The sequence below is a fragment of the Nocardia aurea genome, from assembly GCF_003123685.1.
GTDB lineage: Bacteria > Actinomycetota > Actinomycetes > Mycobacteriales > Mycobacteriaceae > Nocardia > Nocardia aurea.
In genome coordinates this window covers 594761-613274 of record NZ_QCYJ01000021.1, presented here as the reverse complement: position 1 = coordinate 613274, position 18514 = coordinate 594761, and the positions used below count along the sequence as shown (strand labels likewise).

At 67.4% G+C, this 18514-nt stretch carries 16 protein-coding genes; 11 read left to right on the top strand and 5 right to left on the bottom strand.

The genetic code is table 11. The features are described 5' to 3' along the window. Nucleotides 1–16 precede the first annotated feature (16 nt). Complete coding sequence (locus DAT37_RS10255) at nt 17–994, top strand: NAD(P)H-dependent flavin oxidoreductase (protein WP_109524436.1); 978 nt, start codon at nt 17–19, stop codon at nt 992–994. On the opposite strand, the gene DAT37_RS10250 is transcribed toward DAT37_RS10255, so the two are convergent. The 5 genes from DAT37_RS10250 to DAT37_RS10230 all read right to left on the bottom strand — a co-directional run bounded on the left by DAT37_RS10250 (nt 972) and on the right by DAT37_RS10230 (nt 6316). Then, nucleotides 972–2351 (bottom strand): aldehyde dehydrogenase family protein, encoded by a 1380-nt coding sequence (locus DAT37_RS10250; RefSeq protein WP_109524435.1) that lies wholly within the window; start codon nt 2349–2351, stop codon nt 972–974. The genes DAT37_RS10255 and DAT37_RS10250 overlap by 23 nt on opposite strands. Beyond that, complete coding sequence (locus DAT37_RS10245) at nt 2351–3433, bottom strand: acyl-CoA synthetase family protein (protein ID WP_109524434.1); 1083 nt, start codon at nt 3431–3433, stop codon at nt 2351–2353. The genes DAT37_RS10250 and DAT37_RS10245 overlap by 1 nt, the downstream gene beginning before the upstream one ends. A 102-nt stretch (nt 3434–3535) precedes the next feature. Then, a complete protein-coding gene (locus DAT37_RS10240; protein WP_109524433.1) occupies nt 3536–3988 on the bottom strand; it encodes a PaaI family thioesterase in 453 nt (150 codons plus the stop codon). Nucleotides 3989–4107: 119 nt separating this feature from the next. After that, on the bottom strand, nt 4108–5328 hold the full coding sequence (locus tag DAT37_RS10235) for a cytochrome P450 family protein (RefSeq protein ID WP_109524432.1): 1221 nt from the start codon (nt 5326–5328) through the stop codon (nt 4108–4110). A 55-nt stretch (nt 5329–5383) separates the two neighbouring features. Continuing rightward, nucleotides 5384–6316 carry a PDR/VanB family oxidoreductase gene (locus tag DAT37_RS10230; protein ID WP_109524545.1) on the bottom strand — a complete coding sequence of 311 codons (933 nt, stop codon included), beginning with the start codon at nt 6314–6316 and terminating at the stop codon, nt 5384–5386. Between the two features lie 118 nt (nt 6317–6434). Between DAT37_RS10230 and DAT37_RS10225 the strand changes: the two genes are divergently transcribed. The 10 genes from DAT37_RS10225 (at nt 6435) to DAT37_RS10180 (ending at nt 18472) form a co-directional block, all read left to right on the top strand. Further along, nucleotides 6435–7595: an acyl-CoA dehydrogenase family protein gene (locus DAT37_RS10225; RefSeq protein ID WP_109524431.1), complete on the top strand. Its 1161-nt coding sequence runs from the start codon at nt 6435–6437 to the stop codon at nt 7593–7595. Between the two features lie 28 nt (nt 7596–7623). Beyond that, nucleotides 7624–8148: a YiiD C-terminal domain-containing protein gene (locus DAT37_RS10220; RefSeq protein ID WP_109524430.1), complete on the top strand. Its 525-nt coding sequence runs from the start codon at nt 7624–7626 to the stop codon at nt 8146–8148. Continuing rightward, the gene (locus DAT37_RS10215; RefSeq protein ID WP_198654165.1) at nt 8145–9038 is read left to right on the top strand and encodes an alpha/beta hydrolase family protein; all 894 of its coding nucleotides are present in this window, start codon (nt 8145–8147) and stop codon (nt 9036–9038) included. The genes DAT37_RS10220 and DAT37_RS10215 overlap by 4 nt, the downstream gene beginning before the upstream one ends. A 431-nt stretch (nt 9039–9469) precedes the next feature. Continuing rightward, nucleotides 9470–11068 carry an ABC transporter substrate-binding protein gene (locus tag DAT37_RS10210; protein ID WP_157978383.1) on the top strand — a complete coding sequence of 533 codons (1599 nt, stop codon included), beginning with the start codon at nt 9470–9472 and terminating at the stop codon, nt 11066–11068. 6 nt (nt 11069–11074) lie between these two features. Beyond that, on the top strand, nt 11075–12013 hold the full coding sequence (locus DAT37_RS10205; protein WP_109524428.1) for an ABC transporter permease: 939 nt from the start codon (nt 11075–11077) through the stop codon (nt 12011–12013). Then, nucleotides 12013–12924: an ABC transporter permease gene (locus DAT37_RS10200; RefSeq protein WP_109524427.1), complete on the top strand. Its 912-nt coding sequence runs from the start codon at nt 12013–12015 to the stop codon at nt 12922–12924. The genes DAT37_RS10205 and DAT37_RS10200 overlap by 1 nt, the downstream gene beginning before the upstream one ends. Next, entirely contained in the window at nt 12911–14575 is a 1665-nt protein-coding gene (locus DAT37_RS10195; RefSeq protein ID WP_232839628.1) for a dipeptide ABC transporter ATP-binding protein, read from the top strand. The genes DAT37_RS10200 and DAT37_RS10195 overlap by 14 nt, the downstream gene beginning before the upstream one ends. 19 nt (nt 14576–14594) lie before the next feature. Beyond that, nucleotides 14595–16046 carry an LLM class flavin-dependent oxidoreductase gene (locus DAT37_RS10190; RefSeq protein WP_157978382.1) on the top strand — a complete coding sequence of 484 codons (1452 nt, stop codon included), beginning with the start codon at nt 14595–14597 and terminating at the stop codon, nt 16044–16046. A 39-nt stretch (nt 16047–16085) separates the two neighbouring features. Further along, nucleotides 16086–17459, top strand: a complete 1374-nt coding sequence (locus DAT37_RS10185) for an NtaA/DmoA family FMN-dependent monooxygenase (RefSeq protein WP_109524425.1) — start codon at nt 16086–16088, stop codon at nt 17457–17459. Beyond that, nucleotides 17459–18472 (top strand): aldo/keto reductase, encoded by a 1014-nt coding sequence (locus DAT37_RS10180; RefSeq protein ID WP_109524424.1) that lies wholly within the window; start codon nt 17459–17461, stop codon nt 18470–18472. The genes DAT37_RS10185 and DAT37_RS10180 overlap by 1 nt, the downstream gene beginning before the upstream one ends. Nucleotides 18473–18514 lie beyond the last annotated feature (42 nt).

Genomic DNA, 18514 nt, shown 5'->3' with positions numbered 1-18514 from the left:
GTGATGGCATGGACGCATGTCGTCGCCAGCGGAACAGCCGAGCACCCCGTGGTCGAAAGCGTGGGGCCTGCGCGTCCCCGTGGTCAATGCCCCGATGGGCGGGGTGGCGGGCGGACGCCTCGCCGCAGCGGTGACCGCCGCGGGCGGGCTGGGGTTGATCGGCATGGGTAGCGCGGGGTCGGTCGCGGCGTTGCGCCACGAACTCCCGTTCACCGCCTCGCTCGGTGGAAGATTCGGCATCGGGCTCGTCGGCTGGGTCCTGGACGCCGAACCGGAATTGCTCGACGTCGCCATCGAGGCGGGGCCCGCGCTGATCACGGTCGGCTTCGCCGACGATTCCGGCTGGGTGGACCGTGTCGCGAGCGCGGGAATCCGCACCGCCGCCCAGGTCTACAACGCCGACGACGCGCGGCGGGCCGAGGACGCCGGGATCGACGTCGTGGTGGCGCGTGGACTGGAGGGCGGCGGGCACGGAGCTCCCGACATGACGACGCTGCCGCTGCTCGACGCCGTCCTGAAGGCCGTGTCGGTTCCGGTACTGGCCGCGGGCGGGATCGGCTCCCCCGCGAGTCTCGCGGCGGTGCTCGCGGCGGGCGCGAGCGGCGCGTGGCTCGGTACCCGACTCGCCGCCTGCTCCGAATCGCTGCTCCGCGACGCGGGCAGGCGGGCGATGATCGCCGCCGACGGGAGCGACACCGTCCTCACCTCCGTCTTCGATATCGCGATGGAACTGCCCTGGCCGACGCGCTTCCCCGCCCGGGTACTGCGCAACGAGTTCACCGACCGCTGGGCGGGCGACGAGGACACGCTGCGCACGGACGGGGAAGCGCGAAATTCGGTTCGAGCGGCGGCCGAATCCGTCGATCCGCGCATCGCGCCGATCGATGCCGGGCAGGGCGTCGGCATGATCACCTCGGTCGAATCGGCGCGGGATGTGGTCACCGAAATGTGTTCCGGTGCGGCGGAGTTGCTTACGGGACCGTCGCCGACCTGATCATTCCCTTCGTTCGCATCAGGTGCTCGGCGAGATACCCGTCGTGCGGTACGCCCGGGCGCAGCCAGGTCGTCGGGTTGTCACCCAAGTACAGGTTGGTGATGGACGGCTCGTCCAGCAAGGCGTCGATCAGATCGGCGCGGGACGTCATCGCGGTCAGGACCAGGGAATCGCGCAGCGGCGCGATACCGTCGCGTGCGTTCCACGGGCCGACCCATACGCACGGGAATCCGAGTTCGATATTCAACTGCGGTGCGGTGCTGCTGGTGACCAGATGCACCGCCGGGCGCAGAACGGCTCCGCCGGAGGGTAATTCGTCGACGATCGTATCGCCGCCGAGGATCGCGGTCGCGTCACCCGCGACCGCGTGCAGGTACCCGTCGACCTCGCGCGCGGCGGCCGTGGTCCCCACCGTGAGCAGCGCGTCGGGGTGGTCGGCGGGCAGACTCGGGATCGCGCGCAACCGCTCCGCGAGCGCCACGGCGACGGGTTCGGGATCGCCCTCGACGAGTATCGCCGTCGCGCACGTGCACGCGGTGCCGCCGAGGTGGCTCACCGATGCCGCCAGGATGTCGATCTTCGCTCGCCAGTCCACCTCGTCGGTGATCAGGATCTTGGAACGGCCCGGTCCCTGGGTGAGCACCCGTGCGCTGGTCGCGTATTTGTCCACCACGTCCTGTCCGCCGTAGACGATCGCGAAATCGGATTCGGCGATGATCACGTCGGCGGCGTCGTAGTCGGTGGGCAGCAGGGTGAGGACGTCGTCGGGGAAGCCTGCCTCACGTAGCGCGCTCACCAGACGGAACGCGGTGAACGGCTCGCGGGTCGAAGGACGGACGGCCACTTTGTATCCCAGGGCGAGCGCTTCGGGCCACAAGCCGTGCACGGCCGGTGTGTTGCCCGCCGCGTGGACCGCGAAGATATCGCCCTTGCGGGTCCAGACGGCGGCGCCGTCGAGTGTCTGCGGTGCGTGCCATTCGTCCACGGCTCCTCGCGGCATGGCCAGTTCGCGGGTCGCGCGCTGCGAGCGCAGCACATCGGCGACCCATGCGACCGATTGACGGACCACCACGAGCGGAACACCGGACGCGGTCGAGACCAGTCGCTCGAAGGCGCCGGGGTCGAGCCCGCCGACGGTGCCGTGCAGGAAGATCTCGGCGGCCTTCTCCAGTGCCGAGAGCCGGGCGGCGGTCGGCAGTACCGGGGCCGCGCGCATGGCGGTGAGAGTGCGTCGCACATACAGCGGTGGTACCTGGCTGATCTCGCCGATCGAAGTTCCCGCGAGCGAGGTCAGCGGTTTGCGTTCGCGGGAGCGGAACGGTCCGGCGGGACCTAGCGCGTCGATCTGGATGAGCATCAGTACACGCCCTCGATCACGGAGTGGTCCTTGAAGGTGCGGACCGGGCCGACGTCGGCGACGGCACAGCCCAGCGCACCGGGCAATGCCTCGACCTTGGTCGCCATATCCCGCTCCAGATTGTTGGGCAGCAGCGCGTATTTGGTGAGGTGGTTCATGACGACCTGCCCGCGTTCGCCGACGGCGACATCGTCTCCGGTATCCGGATCGGTGACGCGGAAGGCGATATAGGGGCTGGGTGCGTCGAACACGGCCAGCCCGTCGGGGTGTTCCTCGGGGCGCTCGCGTGACATGCCGAGAATGGTCGTGCTGCCGTACAGACCCTTGAGCGGAATCCCGGGGAAGATCTCGTTCCGGAAGATGTCGCGCGAATCGGCGTCCATATGCGCTCCGCTCCAGCAGATGAATTTCACCTGCTTGCGTATCGCGTCGACGAGTTCGTCACGCCGGGAGAGCCGTTCGAGCAGGGGCGGGGTGGTGATGAGGATTCCGATCGACTGGGACTTCAGGATGTCGGCCGCCTGGTCGACGAGATGTTCGGCATAGCGTTCCACTTCGTCGGTGGCGCCGCGCGCGATCAGCTGTTTGATCCAGCGGGGATCGAGATCGATCGTGAACTTGACCCCGTCGTGTCTGCGGGCCCGGCGGGTCGCGAACTCGCCGAACATATGCGGGCCGCTCGGCGCGACGGCCAGGGTGTTCACGACACCGAGGTCCGCGTAGTGGAATTCGTCCCAGCCGAGCGCGAATTCCATCCACCGCTCGAACATCACGAAACGTTTCGGCGCGCCGGTGGTCCCGCCGCTCTCGAATATTCCGGCGATCTCCGCGTCGGCCCCGGTCAACCCGCGGGGAATCAGATCCTCGACCGCCACGTCGCGGAACTCGTCGATGACGTTCGGGAATCGGGTCAGGTCGGCGAAGGTGCGGATATCGGTGACGGGATCGAAATCGAGGGTGCGCGCCCGGCGCAGCCAGTAGGGGCTACCGGTGTCGGCGGAGAAATGCCACGCCATCAGCTCCCTGAGATATTCGTCCGGATCGACCGTGGCCGTGGAGATGTCGAGAATGGCAGAACACATGCGCCCTCCAGCTGCGTGTACGTCACGCACACCATCGCGCACACGGAGGGGCCGGTGAACCGATCCGCCGCAGAATCAATGACGCGATAGCCGTCAGGCTGTTCAGACCTTGAACAACTCGACGTTGCGCATGGTCACCAACGCGGTGGCACAGAGGGTTTCACCGTCGTCGCCTATCGAGAACACCTCGGCCGCCGCGATCGTGATCAACGAGCCGGGCTTGATCACCCTCCCCCTGGCCGCCACCGTCGGGCCTTTCGCCGGTGCGAGGATCTTGACCGTGTAGTCGATGGTCATATTCACCCAGCCGGTTTTCAGCAGGGTGCCCGCCGCGGACCCGGCGGCGAAATCGGCCAGAGAGCCGAGTACGCCGCCCTGGAAGTATCCGTCGTGCTGGGTGAGTTCGACCCGATGCGGCTGGATGATCTCCGCTTCGCCCGGCGCGATACGGCCGAATTCGAAACCCAGGTGGCGCGCGGCGGGCATGCTGAGCACCGCTCCCGTCACCGCCGCCGCGAAATCCGGATTCGCCGCTTCCCACGCCCGCACGCTCATCAACTCCTCGGAGACGGTGGACGGGATCGACTGTCCCGCCCCGCGGTGACGCTACTCCTCCCACCCGGCCGAAATACCGTTCGCGGTCGGGGAAGCGGCACCGCGACGTATCCGGTCGATCAGTGGCGCAGTCGCACCGGAAGTTCGTGCAGACCACGGATCAGGGTGCTCGCCTGCCAGTGCGGTGTCGCGCCCTCGGCGAGGGTCAGTTCGGGAAAGCGTCGAAGCAGTTCGGTGAACGCGATCGATGCTTCCATCCTGGCCAGTGGCGCGCCCACGCAGAAGTGGATGCCGTGCCCGAACGCGAGATGACCGCCGGTGTCGCCGTCGACGTCGAGACGATCGGGTTCGTGGAATCGGTCGGGATCGCGGTTCGCCGCGGCCAGAGCGACGTAGACGAGTTCCCCCGCGGGAATCTCGGTGTCCCCCACACGCACCGGCTCTTCGGTGTATCGGATGGTGGCCATGTCCACCGGGCCGTCGAACCGCAGGAACTCCTCGACGGCCGCGGGGATCGCGTACGGGTCGGCGCGCAGGGCGTGGAGCTGGGATGGGTCGCGCAGCAACGCGTGCACGCCGTTGCCGATCAGATTGACGGTGGTCTCGTGACCGGCGACCAACAGCAGGAAGGCCATGGAGACGAGTTCGGCGTCGGTGAGCCGGTCGCCGTCCTCGCGGGCGTGCGCCAGGGCCGACAGCAGATCCTCGGCGGAGTCCTCGCGCTTGGCGCGCACCAGATCCCGTAGGTAGGCGACCATCGCCGAGGCGGCGCGGGCCCGTTCCTCGTCGCGGCCGAGCACGCCGACCAGCGACTTGGTCCACTCCTGGAAGTCGGCGCGGTCGGCGAACGGCACGCCGAGCAGTTCGCAGATCACGGTGACCGGGAGCGGTGTCGCGAAATCCGCCATGAGGTCGACCTCGTCGTGTGCGGACATGTCGTCGAGCAGCGCGGTGGTGATCTCCTCGATGCGCGGCCGCAGTTCGGCGACCTTGCGGGCGGTGAACGCCTTGTTGACCAGTTTGCGCAGCCGATTGTGTTCCGGCGGATCGGCATTGAGCATATGGGTGGTCAGCGCGAGCCACTGCGGGCTCATCGCGGCGGTGCGCCGTTTCGCGCTCAGCAACTCCTCCACGCGCAGCGCGTCCTTGCGCAGCCGCGGATCGGACAGCGCGGCCCGTGCCGCGGCGTACCCGACGATCACCCAGCGCAGCGCGCCGTCGGGGAATCGGACGCGGTGCACCGGACTGTGTTCGCGCCATTGCCGATAGTGGGCGTGCGGATCTGCGAAGAAATCGTCGTCGAGCGTGACGATCCGGTCGGTTGCCTCGATATCGACCATGACGTCCTCCCTGCGGTTGTCGGTCCGGGCGCCGGTGACGACGCCCCGGTGCGGGTCAGAGATCGAGCACGAGCAGATCGGAACCGGCCCGCGAGACGCACAACATGATCGTTTCCCCGCGCGCCCGCTCCTCGTCGGTCAGTATCGAATCGCGGTGTTCGATCTCCCCCGCCACTACCAGTGTCTCGCAACTTCCACAGGTGCCCTCGCGGCAGGAGGTGACGACGGAGACTCCTGCGGATTCCAGAACGTCGACGATGCTCTGACGTGCGCCGACCCGGAGGGTCCGCCCGTCACGCGCGAGCTCGATGTCGAAGGCCCGGTCGCCGGTCATGTCGACCGCACGCGGTACGAACCGCTCGGTCCGTACTGCGATACCGCGTTGCGCCCCTGCGGTTTCCACGGCGTCGAGCAGGGGTTCCGGGCCGCAGCAATAGACGGTCGCGTCGGCGCTTTCGTCGAGTATCGCGGTCAGCGGCAGCAGTCCGTCGACGTCCTGGGCCACGAGTTTCGCGTGCGGGTAGCGCCGCGCGATGTCGTCCGCGAAGGCCATGTGTCGCCGGGTCCGCGCGCCGTAGTGCAACTCCCACGGCGTGCCGGACCGCGCCGCCGCCACCACCATCGGCAGAATCGGGGTGATCCCGATTCCGCCCGCGATGAAGAGATAGCGGTCCTCGGTCTTCAACTCGAAATTGTTGCGAGGCAGTGATACCCGCAGTTCGCTGTCGGGGTGCGCGGTGCGGTGGAGCAGATCCGAGCCGCCGCGGCCGTCGGGTTCGCGCAGAATCGCGATACGCCACCGCTGTCGGTCGGCGGGGTCTCCGCACAGGGAGTACTGGCGCACGCCCAACTCCCCCACCGCGACATCGATATGGGCTCCCGGCGACCAGGAGGGCAATTCGCCCCCGTCCACGGCGGCGAGTTCCAGTGCGAACACCGCGGTGGCCACGTCGCGACGGGCCGTGATCCGTACCGGCAAGTCGGTCATAGGGCCACTGTCGCCGAGGGCCGCGAACGGCAGCCACCTGGTTCGCGCAGTCGATTCACGCGATCGACGTTGACTATCGCGCGTCGCGCCCCGTGCCGGCGCGACCGACACTGGCCGCATGACCTCAGTGGCGCACCTGGTCGAAAAGACCACCGAATTCGTCCGTGACCACGTCTTTCCGGTCGAGCGAGAGGTTGTCGCCGACGGCCGGGTAATGGATGACGCACTGCGTCTGGAATTGCAGAAGAAGGCCAAGGAGGCGGGCGTGTTCGGCCCGCTCTCGGACCCGCGCTACGGCGGGCTCGGTCTCGATACCCGGGCCCAGGCCCGCGTGCTGGAGGCGGCCGGAGCCAGCCTCATCGGCCCGCTGGCGGTCAACGCGTGGGCCCCCGACGACGGCAATATCCACCTGCTCGCCCACGTGGCCGACCCGGAACAGCAGCGGCGCTACCTGGCGCCGCTGGCGGCCGGTGAGGTGCGCTCGGCGATCGCCATGACCGAACCGGCGCCGGGCGCGGGCTCGGATCCGAGCATGCTGCGCACCTTCGCCGAGGAGACCGACGGCGGCTGGGTCATCAACGGCGCCAAACATTTCACCACCGGCGCGCAGGGTGCGGCCTTCACCATCTGCGTGGCCCGCACCAACGACGGACCGACCATGTTCCTGGTCGACGCCGACAATCCCGGTATGCGGGTCGGCAGGCGGATGCAGACGCTCGATCACAGCAGCGCGCCCGGCGGGCACTGCGAGGTCGTCTTCGAGGACTGCGAGGTATCCGATGCGGCGGTGCTCGGCGAGGTCGGGCAGGGGCTTGCGCTCGCGCAGGTGCGACTGGCTCCGTCGCGGCTGGTGTTCTGCATGAACTGGCTCGGTCTCGCGGTGCGCGGACATCGGCTCGCCATCGAACATATCGGCACGCGCACCGGTTTCGGCGCGCCCATCGCCGAACACGGACTGGCCCAGGGGCTGATCGCGGACAGCGAGATCGATATCGCGGCGGCGCGCGGACTGATCCGTCAGGCCGCCGAGACCATCGACGAACAGGGTCCGGCCTCCTCGCAGGCCAAGCACGAGACCTCGATCGCGAAAACCTTCGTGTCCGAGGCTGTGTGGCGCGTACTCGACCGGTCGGTGCAGTTACACGGCGGACTCGGCGTCTGCGAGGACCATCTGGTCGCCCGGTTCCTGGTCGAAGCCCGTGCCTTCCGGATCTACGAAGGGCCCTCCGAAGTGCTGCGGTGGTCGATCGCCCGCCGCGCACTGCGTCCAGCGCGCTGAACCGGACCACCGAGGAAAGGCAACAGAGATGACCACACGAGAAATCGCCGGATTCGCGGCGGCCTACCCCGAACTCGACTACGACGCTGTCGATTACGAATACCTGCGCGCGGTCTCCCAGGATATGGTGCCCTTCGCCGAGCGGGTCGGCACCCTGGTCACCGAGATCGGCCCCGACCGCGCGGTGGTGCAGATCCCGGCCGTCGATTCCGTCCGCAACCACATGGGCACGGTGCACGCGGGCGCGCTGTTCACCGCCGCCGATATCGCGGGCGCCGCGGCCTTCGTCGGCGCGGCCGCCACCCGGCTGTTCACCATCGAACGACTGGTACTTCGCGCGGGAACGGCTTCCTACCGCAAGCCCGCGGTGGGCCGGATCCGCGCCGTCGCGACGGTGGATCAGCGCGATTGCGCCGACGTGCTCGGCGCGGTCGGCGGCGGGCGGTTCGAGTTGGCGGGCAGGGCGCTACTGCTCGACGACAACGATGTCGTGGTCGCGAAGTTCACCTTCGACTACGTCTGCGATGTGACGGCCACGGAGACACCGCGGTGACCTCGGGGGCTCGTACCGCGAAATCGGAATTCACCGCGCTGGAGTCGGTGACGGTACCGACGTCGGACGGGGTGAGTTTCACCGTTCGATTCCTGCCTGGCCCGAAAGCCGACGCTCCGGTGGTGCTGATCATTCCCGCGATGGCGATGAAGGCGCGCAACTATCTCGCGTTGGCGAAGTCGTTGCACGCACAGGGCCTTTCGGTCGCGACATGCGATCTGCGGGCGCACGGAGAGGCGGTGCCGACGCTGGGTGAGCACACCGATTTCGGTTATCGCGAAATGCTGGAAATCGATATGCCCGCACTGGTCGCTGCGGTGCGGAAGCGGTTTCCGTCGGCACCTTTGCACCTGTTCGGACACAGCCTCGGCGGACAGCTCGCCCTGCTGTTCGCCGCGGCCGAACCCGAGAAGGTCGCCGGGGTCGTGACGATCGGCACCGGCACGGTGTTCTGGTGGGCGTTCGGACCGCGCCGCTGGTACGAAGCGTTGAGCCGGATCCAGTGGATCGGCCTGGTGTCGCGATGGAAGGGCCACTGGCCCGGTGGGGTCCTCATCCCGGCGCCGATGCCGGGTGGCGTGATGATCGACTGGTCGGTGCATTCGCTGACCAGCTACTACCGTCCCAAGGGCACCGAGCGCCGCTACAACCGTCTGCTGTCGCGCATGACGCTGCCGGTACTGCCGATCTCACTTTCCGACGATGTGCTCGGCCCGAAATCCAATGTCGATTTCCTGGTGTCGAGAATGCCCGCCGCCCGCATCTCCCGGTGGCATATCGATGCAAACTCCGGCATCGGCCATCGTGACCACTTCCGTTGGGTGGAGGATTCGGCGGCCATCGCGCCGATCGTCGCGGGGTGGATCACGGCGGGCGAGCTGCCCGCGTAGTCGATACGACACCGCAGGCCGCGCAGACTCCGCGCGGCCTGCGGTGTCGTCGTTTCCGCCGAAGGCCCTGCGCCGACGCTCGGCCGGGGTCTCCGACGACGACGATCCGCCGAGCGACCCGTGTATGCCGGGGAATAGCGAGTGCTAGTTAAAACTGCGCTGAGGCAAATCATTTCTCGAGGTCGGCGGCTCGCATAGGTTTTGCTGCGCGATCGCTTACCTGCCGTGCGTGCCCGATGTGACCCTCGGGCGCCGCGCCAGGACGGTGTCGCGGCTGACCCGGACGTGTCCGGCTTTGCGTGCTCTATCTCTGACGGTTCCGAAACATGGTGCGGCTGAGTTGAACCCACCGAGCCGATGCGGCTCGGGCCGAAATCCGTGCTTGTGCGGGACAGCGTTCTCGTCAGGTGTTGTGCGTGAAAGGAGTCACAGTGTCGGTCGGGTGGAGGAGAGGGGGATGGCGTTTCGCGGTAGCGGCGACGCTCGTGACGCTGGTGGCGTCCGCGTGCGGCGGCGGCGGTCCGTCCGGCGGGGACGGATCGGGTACGCCACAGTCGGGCGGAACGCTCAACATCGGCCTGTCCCAGGACCTGAACGGCGTCGACGCGGCGGTGGTCAACCAGGTGTGGCGGACCGCGGCACGCGCACTGTCGGATTCGCTGGTGTTCTACAACCCCGACACCAAACAGCTCGAGCCGTGGCTGGCCACCAAGTGGGATGTCACCGACGCCCGCGTCTACCACTTCGTGCTGCGCCAGGACGTGACCTTCCACGACGGCACGAAACTGACCGGCGACGTGGTGAAGAAGAATTTCGAGAGTCTGAACCGACCGGGCATCCACTCCAGCGCCAAGACCATCGTCGAGGGCATCCGTCAGATCACGGTGCCGTCGGAGTACGAGGTGACCGTCGAGTTCGAGAAGCCCAACGCGGCTTTCCTGACCAGTCTCTCGCGGGCTCACGCGGGCATCGTCTCGGCGAAGACGGCCGCGTTGCCGGTCGCCGAGCGGCAGAAGTGGGTGGACGGTTCCGGTCCGTTCTACCTCCAGGAATACATCCCCAACCAGCACATCGTGTTGAAGAAGCGTCCCGAGTACAACTGGGCCCCGGCCTATTTCGGCCGGTCCGGCGCGGCCTATCTGGACGAGGTGGTCTACAAGATCATCCCCGAGGATTCGGTGCGCAACGGCGCGGTGATCGGCGGCGACGAACTCCAGTTCATCTACTGGGTCAACGGCAAATACGTCAACCAGCTCAAATCGTCGGGTCTGACCATCTCCGAGACGCTCAATCCCGCGACCGGAACCGAACTCCCGGTGAACACCTCCTCGCGCTTCCTCCAGGATGTGCGCGTTCGTCAGGCGCTCCAGGTCGGCCTCAACCGCGACGAGTACGTCAAGATCGTCTCCAACGGTCACGACCGCGCCGCCAAAGGCCCGCTGAGCGAGTCGAATCCGTACTTCGTCGACGTCAGCCAGTACCTGAAGTACGACCCGAACCGGGCCGTGAAACTGCTGGAGGACGCGGGCTGGAACAAGGTCGGCTCCGACGGCATCCGGGTCAACGCCGCGGGTGAGCGGCTGCGGCTGCGCGCGCCACAGGACGACGCGGGCTGGCAGGTGTTGCAGAGCCAGTGGCGTAAGATCGGTGTGGATCTGGCGCTCGAACCGCCACTGCGGGCCGAGGCCAATCAGAAACTGCTCTCCGGCGAATACGACATCGCCTACTGGTACCACTCGACGCCGGACCCGGATGTGTTGCGGGCCAACTACGGCAAGACCACCGGCTCCAACCGGTCCTTCCTGCCCGACGGAACCGAGGTGGACAAACTCCTCCAGGAGCAGAACACCGTGCTGGACAAGAACGCTCGCCAGCAGATCGTAGACAAGGCGGCGCAACTGCTCGTCGAACAGGCCTATGTGATCCCGGTCGTCAACGACGTCGACGTCTGGGCCTACCAGCCGAGTCTGCACGGTATCCAAGCGGTCGGTTTGGACCAGTACCTGTTCAACGCCTGGCTCGACAAGTAGGCACGCATGCGGATGGTGAGGTACGCCCTGCGGCGACTGCTCTACGCGGTCGTCGTGGTCTGGGGCGCGTTCACGGGAGCGTTCTTCCTGTTGTACATCGTGCCGGGCGACGCCGCGGGCGGCCTCACCCTCGGTGCGGACGGTGGTGACGTCGAGAAGCTGCTGGCCGAGCAACGTGAGTTGCTCGGGCTGAACCGGCCGTTGTACGTGCAGTATTTCGACGCGCTCACCGGCGCGTTGCGCGGCGACTTCGGCGACAGCGTCTACCAGCGTCGGCCCGCCACCGGCATCTTCTTCGAATCCTTCGGGCAGACACTGCAACTGGCATTCCTCGGCCTGCTGCTCGCGGTGATCCTCGGCGTCACGCTGTCGGTGGTGATCGAGCTGATCAATTGGAAATGGGCGCGTGAGCTGCTGATCTCGCTGCCGCCGGTGGCGGTGTCGCTGCCGCCGTTCATCGTGGCTCTGGTCGCGGTGCAGATCTGCGCGTTCCAATTGCACTGGATCAAGGCCTTCGGCGACAAGACCACCCTCGGTCTGCTGATCGCCTCGCTGACGATCGCGGTGGCGGGCGGCGGGCAGATCTCGCAGCTGCTCACCGTCAACCTGCGCGCCGCGCTGACCTCCCCGTATATCGAGACCGCGCGGAACTGGGGACTGAGCCGTTTCGACCTGGTCGTGCGGCACGCCCTGCGCGCGGCGGCGCTGCCGGTGGTCACGGCATTGGGCACCACCATCGGCGTGATGGTGGGCGGGACCGTCCTGACCGAGACGGTGTTCTCCCGGCTCGGTGTCGGCAGGCTGATCGTCGACGCCGTCGACGGCCGGGACATGCCGATCGTGCTCGTCGCGGTGACCGCGAGCGCGCTGATCTTCGTCACGGTCAACCTCGTCGTCGACCTGATCTATCCGGTCATCGACAAGCGAATCCGATTGGACGACTGATGAGTCTGCTCGATGTCATCCCCACCGCGACCGCGCCGGAGAAGGCGGACGATGTCGCTGTCCCGGCTCGGCGGGGTGCGGGCGCGGCGCTGTGGCTGCGCCACATCGCGGGTTCGCCGAGCCTGCTGCTGGCCTACGTGTGGGTCGTCCTCATGCTCGTCGCGACCTTCGCGCCCGGTGTGTTCAGCTCGCGCGACCCGCTCGCGCAGGACGCCGACGCGCTGCTGGTGAACCCGAGCCTGTCGCATCCGTTCGGCACCGACGATCTGGGGCGCGACCAGTTCGCCCGGATGGTGCACGGCACTTCGCTGTCGGTGCAGGCCGCGGTGATCGCCGTGCTGATCGGACTGGTCAGCGGCGCGCTGGTCGGTCTGATCGCCGGGGCGGTGCGCGGCTGGGTGGACAGCGTGCTGATGCGGGTCGTCGACATCATGCTCGCCGTGCCGAGCCTCATCGTGTCGCTGGCCATCATCTCCGCGCTGGGGCAGGGGGTGGTCAATATCGCCGTGGCCATCGGTATCAACAGCACGGCCGGTTTCGCCCGGCTGATGCGCTCGGAGGTGCTCAAGGTGGCGGGCGCGAAATACGTCGAGGCCTCGGTGTTCGCCGGGCACGGATACGCCTACCGGCTGCTGCGCCACGTCGTGCCCAATGCCTCCCGCTCGGTGCTCGCCGCGGCCACCATGGAGATCGGCTCGGCGATCCTGACCGTCGCCGCGTTGAGTTTCCTCGGCCTCGGTGCACCGCCGCCGACGCCCGAATGGGGACTGCTCGTCTCGGAGGGCCGCACCTTCATCGCCACCCAGTGGTGGCTGAGCCTGCTGCCCGGACTCGTCATCACCGTCTCGGTCGTCGCGATCTACCGGATCGGCCGATCGCTCAACCGCGGGAGAACCAGTGTCGTCGCCTGACCTTTCGGTGCCCGAACCGGGCGCACTGCTGAGCCTGCACGAGGTCGCCGTCGATTTCGACGTGCCCGGTCGGCGTTCGGCCCGGGTCGTGGACGGGGTGAGCGTGAGCCTGCGCGCCGGACAGGTGCTGGCGCTGGTCGGCGAATCCGGTTCCGGCAAGTCGACTCTCGCGCGCACGGTGACCGGCACGCTGGCCGAGAACGGACGGGTGGCGGCCGGTCGGGTGGTCTTCGACGGCAGGCAGCTCAACGGTCTGCGGGACAAGCAGTACCGCGCCGTCCGCGGCCGGGAGATCGGCTATATCCCGCAGGACGCGCTGCTCGGCCTCAACCCGCTCCTGCCCGTCGGAGTGCAGGCGGGCGAACCGCTGCGCGCGCACGGCCTGGCGAACAAGGCGCAACGCCGCGAACGCGTCATCGACCTGTTCGGCAAAGTGGGACTGCGCAATCCGGAGAAGATCTTCCACGCCTATCCGCACGAACTCTCCGGGGGCATGTGCCAACGGGTGCTCATCGCCGCGGCCATGTCGACCCGTCCCAAACTCCTCGTGGCCGACGAACCGACGACCGCGCTCGATGTCACCGTGCAGAAGCGGATCCTGGATCTGCTCGGCGAATTGGTGGCCGAGGACGAGCTGTCGATCCTGCTCATCACCCACGATCTGGGGGTCGCGGCCGAACGCGCGGACGAGATCGCGGTGCTCAAGGACGGGAAGCTGGTTCGCTCCGGGCGCGCCGCGGAAGTCATCGCGGAACCGGGCGACGCCTACACGACCGCGCTGCTGCACTCGTCGTCGTTGGGTTTCTCGGGGATCGCCGCCGCGCAGCGGCGCTCGACACATCCGGTCGACCAGGACGCCCCCGTCGTGGTGAAGGCCGAGAACGTGCGCAAGGTTTTTCCCGCGCAACGCGGCAGGGATCCGGTGACCGCGGTCGCCGACGCGTCGTTCCAGGTGCGGCGCGGCACCACCCTCGGCATCGTCGGCGAATCCGGTTCCGGCAAAACCACTCTGGTCAGACTGCTGGCCGGTTTGACCGCGCCGGACTCGGGGACGATCGAGGTCGCCGGGCAGAAGGTGGTGCACCATCGCCGCGGCGCGGGCCAGGCCGAGCTGTATCGCACGGTGCAGATGGTCTACCAGGACCCGTTCGCTTCCCTGAATCCGCGCGCCACCGTGCGCGCCATCATCGAGGAACCGTTGCGCGGCCACAAGATCGGCGACGGCGCGCAACGCCGTCGCCGGGTCGCCGAACTGCTCGAGGTCACCGGCCTGCCCGCCGACGTCGCCGACCGCTACACCGCCGAACTGTCCGGCGGACAGCGTCAGCGGGTGGCGATCGCGCGCGCCCTCGCCCCCGACCCCCGGCTGGTGATCCTCGACGAACCGGTGTCGGCGCTCGACGTGACCGTGCAGCGGCAGATCCTCGATCTGCTGACCACCTTGCAACGGCAGTTCTCGCTCACCTATGTCTTCATCTCCCATGACCTGGGAGTGATCGCCGAGATGTCCGACGAGATCCTCGTCCTGCACCACGGCGACATCGTCGAGCGCGGAACCGCTCGCGACATTCTCATCTCCCCCGAGACGGACTACGTCAAAGAACTCCTCGCCTCCATTCCCGGAGCGGGCGTCGAGTCCGTCCCGGTTTGATCCACCGAAAGGAATTCACGTGGGCTCCCCCGCGAAACGCGAAATGCACCTGGGCTATATGTATTGGCTCAACGGCACGCACTGGGGCGGCTGGCGCCTGCCGGAAGCGCCCACCGCCAACGCGTTCGAACTCGACTACGCCGCCAAGGCCGCGAAACTGGTGGAGGACGCCAAGTTCGACTTCTTCTTCCTCGGTGACACCCTGCCCGGCGACATCTACGCCGAGCATTGGGGCACGACCCACAACGCGGGCCGGTTGGAGCCGTTCACCCTCGCTTCGCAGTTGGCGCTACAGACCTCCAAGATCGGTCTGGTCGTCACCGCGCACCCCACCTACTACGAGCCCTACATCCTGGCCAGGCTCACCGCCTCGCTCGATCATCTGAGCAAAGGCAGGCTGTCGTGGAACGTCGTGCTCGGCGCCTCGGACCTCGCGGCGCAGAACTTCAGCCTCCCGGATCTGGGCGGTGAACGCCGCTACGCCCGCGCCGACGAATTCATCCGGGTGATCCGGTTGCTGTGGGACAGCATCGAGGACGGCGCCTACCTCCAGGACAAGAAGTCCGGACAGTACCTGGATCCGACCAAGATCCACCGGCTCGCGCACAAGGGCGAGTTCTTCCAGGTGGCGGGCACCCTGCCGATGCCGCGTCCGCCACAGGGCCAGATCCCGCTGCTGTACGCGGGCGCGTCCGAACTGTCCCGGGAGCTGACCGCGCGGCACTGCGAACTCAACTTCACCGGACCCGGCACCATCGAGGATTCGATCGCGTTCAACACCGACGTGCGCGAACGCGCCCGCCGCATCCACGGTCGCGACGTCCCGATCTTCTTCCTGCCCGGAATCTCGCCGATCATCGGCGACGACAGGGCCGACGCGGTGGACATCTTCGAACGGCTCAACGCCGGACTCCCGCTGGACGACGACCCGGTCGACGGTGACAAGGACGAGCAGTTCTGGAGCAGCGACGCGTGGGCCGCCATCCAGCAGGCCCCGCGCGGCGGACTGCCACTGGGCGTGCGCAGCCTGCGCTCGCTCTCGGAGCGGATCGGCGTCGACCTGCGCGCGGGCGGCCTCGATGCCGTGATCACCGCCGAAACCGCCTCGCGGTTCAACGAATTCGGCCGGGCGTTGCTCGGCGCGGTGGCGACGCGCACCGACCGGACCGTCGAGCGGGGCACGGTGCGCGCGGGTGATCTGCTGCGCAATTCCATCGGCGGCGGATTCCCCCAGGTGATCGGAAGCGCGCAGGACGTCGCGGATCGGCTCATCGAATGGTTCGATCGCGGCGCGGCCGAGGGATTCAATATCAATTCTCCCTATATGTGGGATCAGTTGGAACGCTTCACCTCCCGGGTGGTGCCGATCCTGCGGGACAAGGGCGTGTTCCGCACCGACTACACCGCCGACACCTTCCGCGGTCATTTCGGGCTCGAGGTGCCGCCCAATCGATTCGCGACCGATTCCTGACGATCCCTTCTCCCCCGACGTTATTTTCGAGGACATACGATGAGTGACAGAAAACTCCGGCTGGGCCTGGCCGCCTACGGCACCGGATGGGACGCCGAGGCCTGGCGGTTACCGCAGGCGACCAGTTCCGGACTGCGCGACCCCAGCGTAATCCTGGACGTGGCCCGTGCGGCCGAGCGCGGCAAACTCGACTACGTCTTCTCCGGCAGCGCGCTGGGCAGCGAACCGGAATACCTTCAGCGCGTCTACCGCTGGGACAATTTCGTGTACGCGGGGTACGCGGCCGCGATCACCAAGAACCTCGGATTCCTGGTCTCGGTGAATTCCTCCTTCGAACACCCCTACGCGGTGGCACGCCAACTCGCCACGCTGGACAACTTCAGCAAGGGGCGCACCGCGCTCAATGTGGTGTTCGGCATCGATCGCGACGGCGATCCGGCGCTCAACTACGGCAAGAACCCGGTTCCCGACGAACAGAGCAAATACAGCCGGGCTCGTGAATTCACCGATGTGGTGAACCGGCTGCTCTACCAGAGCTGGGACGACGATTTCCTGCTCGCCGACAAGGACAAGAATGTCCTGATCAGGCCGGGGTCGTGGCATCGTATCGAGCACGCGGGTGAGCATTTCGAGGTGCGCGGACCGCTCAATGTGCCGCCGCCGGTGCAGCAGCGCATTCCCAACGTGCACGTCGGCACGTCGGAGGAATCGCTGCGCTACGGCGCCGATTTCGCCCAGATCCGGTTCTCGCCGTACTTCGGTATCGAACGAGGCAAGCAGGAGTACCGCAAGCTGAAGGAGCGGGTGGCCGCCACCGGCCGCGATCCGGAGAAGTTCAAGATCATTCCCGGCGCCACCTTCTACATCGCGGGCACCAAGCGGGAGGCCCAGGCGATCTACCGCCAGGTCACCAACTTCACGCTGACCGAGGAGATTCCCGAGCAGTTCTCCCTCGCGCTCGGCATCGACCTGTCGCGGGTGCGCGACAGCGAGAAGGTCGTCGACGTCGTCGATCTGGACACCGTCGCGCCCGACGTCTTCGAGGATTTCCTGCCCACGCTGGGCCGGGAGAAGCGCCACACCGACACCCGCGACGACCGCGAGATCATCCGCCGTCTGCTCACCGCCATCGGCGAGGATCTCACCCTGCGCGAGCTCTACCACCACGTGCATCGTTCCCGGCAGGCCGCCCAGCCCGCGCTGGTCGGCGACGCCGTCACCATCGCCGACTGGGTCGAGGAACATTTCGCGGAGCAGGTACTCGACGGCGTGCAGTTCTTCCCGCCCTACCACCGTGGTCCGGCCGATCTGTTCGTCGACACCGTGGTGCCGGAACTGCAACGGCGCGGCCTGTTCCGCACCGAATACGAGGCCGACACCCTCCAGGGTCTGCTCGATACGGACAACGGCTGATGGCGGGCGTCACGGCGATTCCCGCCGGATATCGCGCACTCGGCCGCTCGGGTCTGATCCTGTCGGAGTTGGGTATCGGGGCGAGCACCTTCGGGCGCACCGGGATGCGCGCCGTCGATCCGGAGAACGTCACGGCGATCGTCGACCGGGCCATCGATCTCGGCATCACCTATTTCGATCTGGCCGAGGGCTACGGGGACCGCACCGGCCTGAGCGAGGAACTGTTCGCGAAGGCGGTCGGCACTCGACGCGAAAGCGTGGTGATCGGAACGAAATTCGGCCGCTCGCTGCTCGCCGATCGAGGACCCACCTACGCGCTGACCGGATCGCGCAAGTACATCCTCGCGTCGGTGGAGGATTCGCTGCGCAGGCTCGGCACCGACTACATCGACCTGTACCAGATCCACTTCCCCGACACCCACACCCCGATCGAGGAGACCCTCGCGGCGCTCGACACGCTGGTCACCTCCGGCAAAGTCCGCTATATCGGCGCCTCGAATTTCAAGGCGTGGCAGATCGCGGACGCCGAGCACGTCGCGGCCCGCGACGGCTACACCCGGTTCGTCTCCACCACCGACGAATACAACCTCACGTGGCGTAAACCGGAGGAAGAACTGATCCCCGCGCTGCGGAATTACGGACTCGGGTTCATCCCGTACTTCCCGTTGCAGAACGGCCTGCTCACCGGGAAATATCAGGAGGGACAAGCGCCGGAGGGTGCGAAGATCACCAATCTGAAGCGCTATCTGCTGCGCACCGCGCCGTGGGACGCGCTGCGGCAGTACGAGAAATTCGCCGCCGAACGCGAGGTGACCCCCACGGCGCTGGCGCTGGGCTGGCTGCTCGCCCAGCCGACGGTGACCAGTGTCATCGCCGGGGTCACGGTGCCCGAGCAGTTGGAGGAGAATCTCACCGCCGCCCGGTGGGTGCCGACGCCGGAGGAGGAACGGGAGCTGCGTGCACTGTTCACCGGTGATCTGTCCGGTGGGCCGGGGGTGGTCGACAAGGGCTGAGTGTCGACTCCGCGCCGCGCCCTCGGTTCGATCGCCCGCCGT

Bases quoted from the DNA above. Each gene is read 5' to 3' on its own strand.
- DAT37_RS10185 (WP_109524425.1), top strand. From the start codon at position 16,086: ATGAGTGACAGAAAACTCCGGCTGGGCCTGGCCGCCTACGGCACCGGA.
- DAT37_RS10245 (WP_109524434.1), bottom strand. From the start codon at position 3,433: ATGTGTTCTGCCATTCTCGACATCTCCACGGCCACGGTCGATCCGGAC.
- DAT37_RS10205 (WP_109524428.1), top strand. From the start codon at position 11,075: ATGCGGATGGTGAGGTACGCCCTGCGGCGACTGCTCTACGCGGTCGTC.
- DAT37_RS10200 (WP_109524427.1), top strand. From the start codon at position 12,013: ATGAGTCTGCTCGATGTCATCCCCACCGCGACCGCGCCGGAGAAGGCG.
- DAT37_RS10255 (WP_109524436.1), top strand. From the start codon at position 17: ATGTCGTCGCCAGCGGAACAGCCGAGCACCCCGTGGTCGAAAGCGTGG.
- DAT37_RS10225 (WP_109524431.1), top strand. From the start codon at position 6,435: ATGACCTCAGTGGCGCACCTGGTCGAAAAGACCACCGAATTCGTCCGT.
- DAT37_RS10180 (WP_109524424.1), top strand. From the start codon at position 17,459: ATGGCGGGCGTCACGGCGATTCCCGCCGGATATCGCGCACTCGGCCGC.
- DAT37_RS10250 (WP_109524435.1), bottom strand. From the start codon at position 2,351: ATGCTCATCCAGATCGACGCGCTAGGTCCCGCCGGACCGTTCCGCTCC.
- DAT37_RS10235 (WP_109524432.1), bottom strand. From the start codon at position 5,328: ATGGTCGATATCGAGGCAACCGACCGGATCGTCACGCTCGACGACGAT.
- DAT37_RS10240 (WP_109524433.1), bottom strand. From the start codon at position 3,988: ATGAGCGTGCGGGCGTGGGAAGCGGCGAATCCGGATTTCGCGGCGGCG.
- DAT37_RS10230 (WP_109524545.1), bottom strand. From the start codon at position 6,316: ATGACCGACTTGCCGGTACGGATCACGGCCCGTCGCGACGTGGCCACC.
- DAT37_RS10220 (WP_109524430.1), top strand. From the start codon at position 7,624: ATGACCACACGAGAAATCGCCGGATTCGCGGCGGCCTACCCCGAACTC.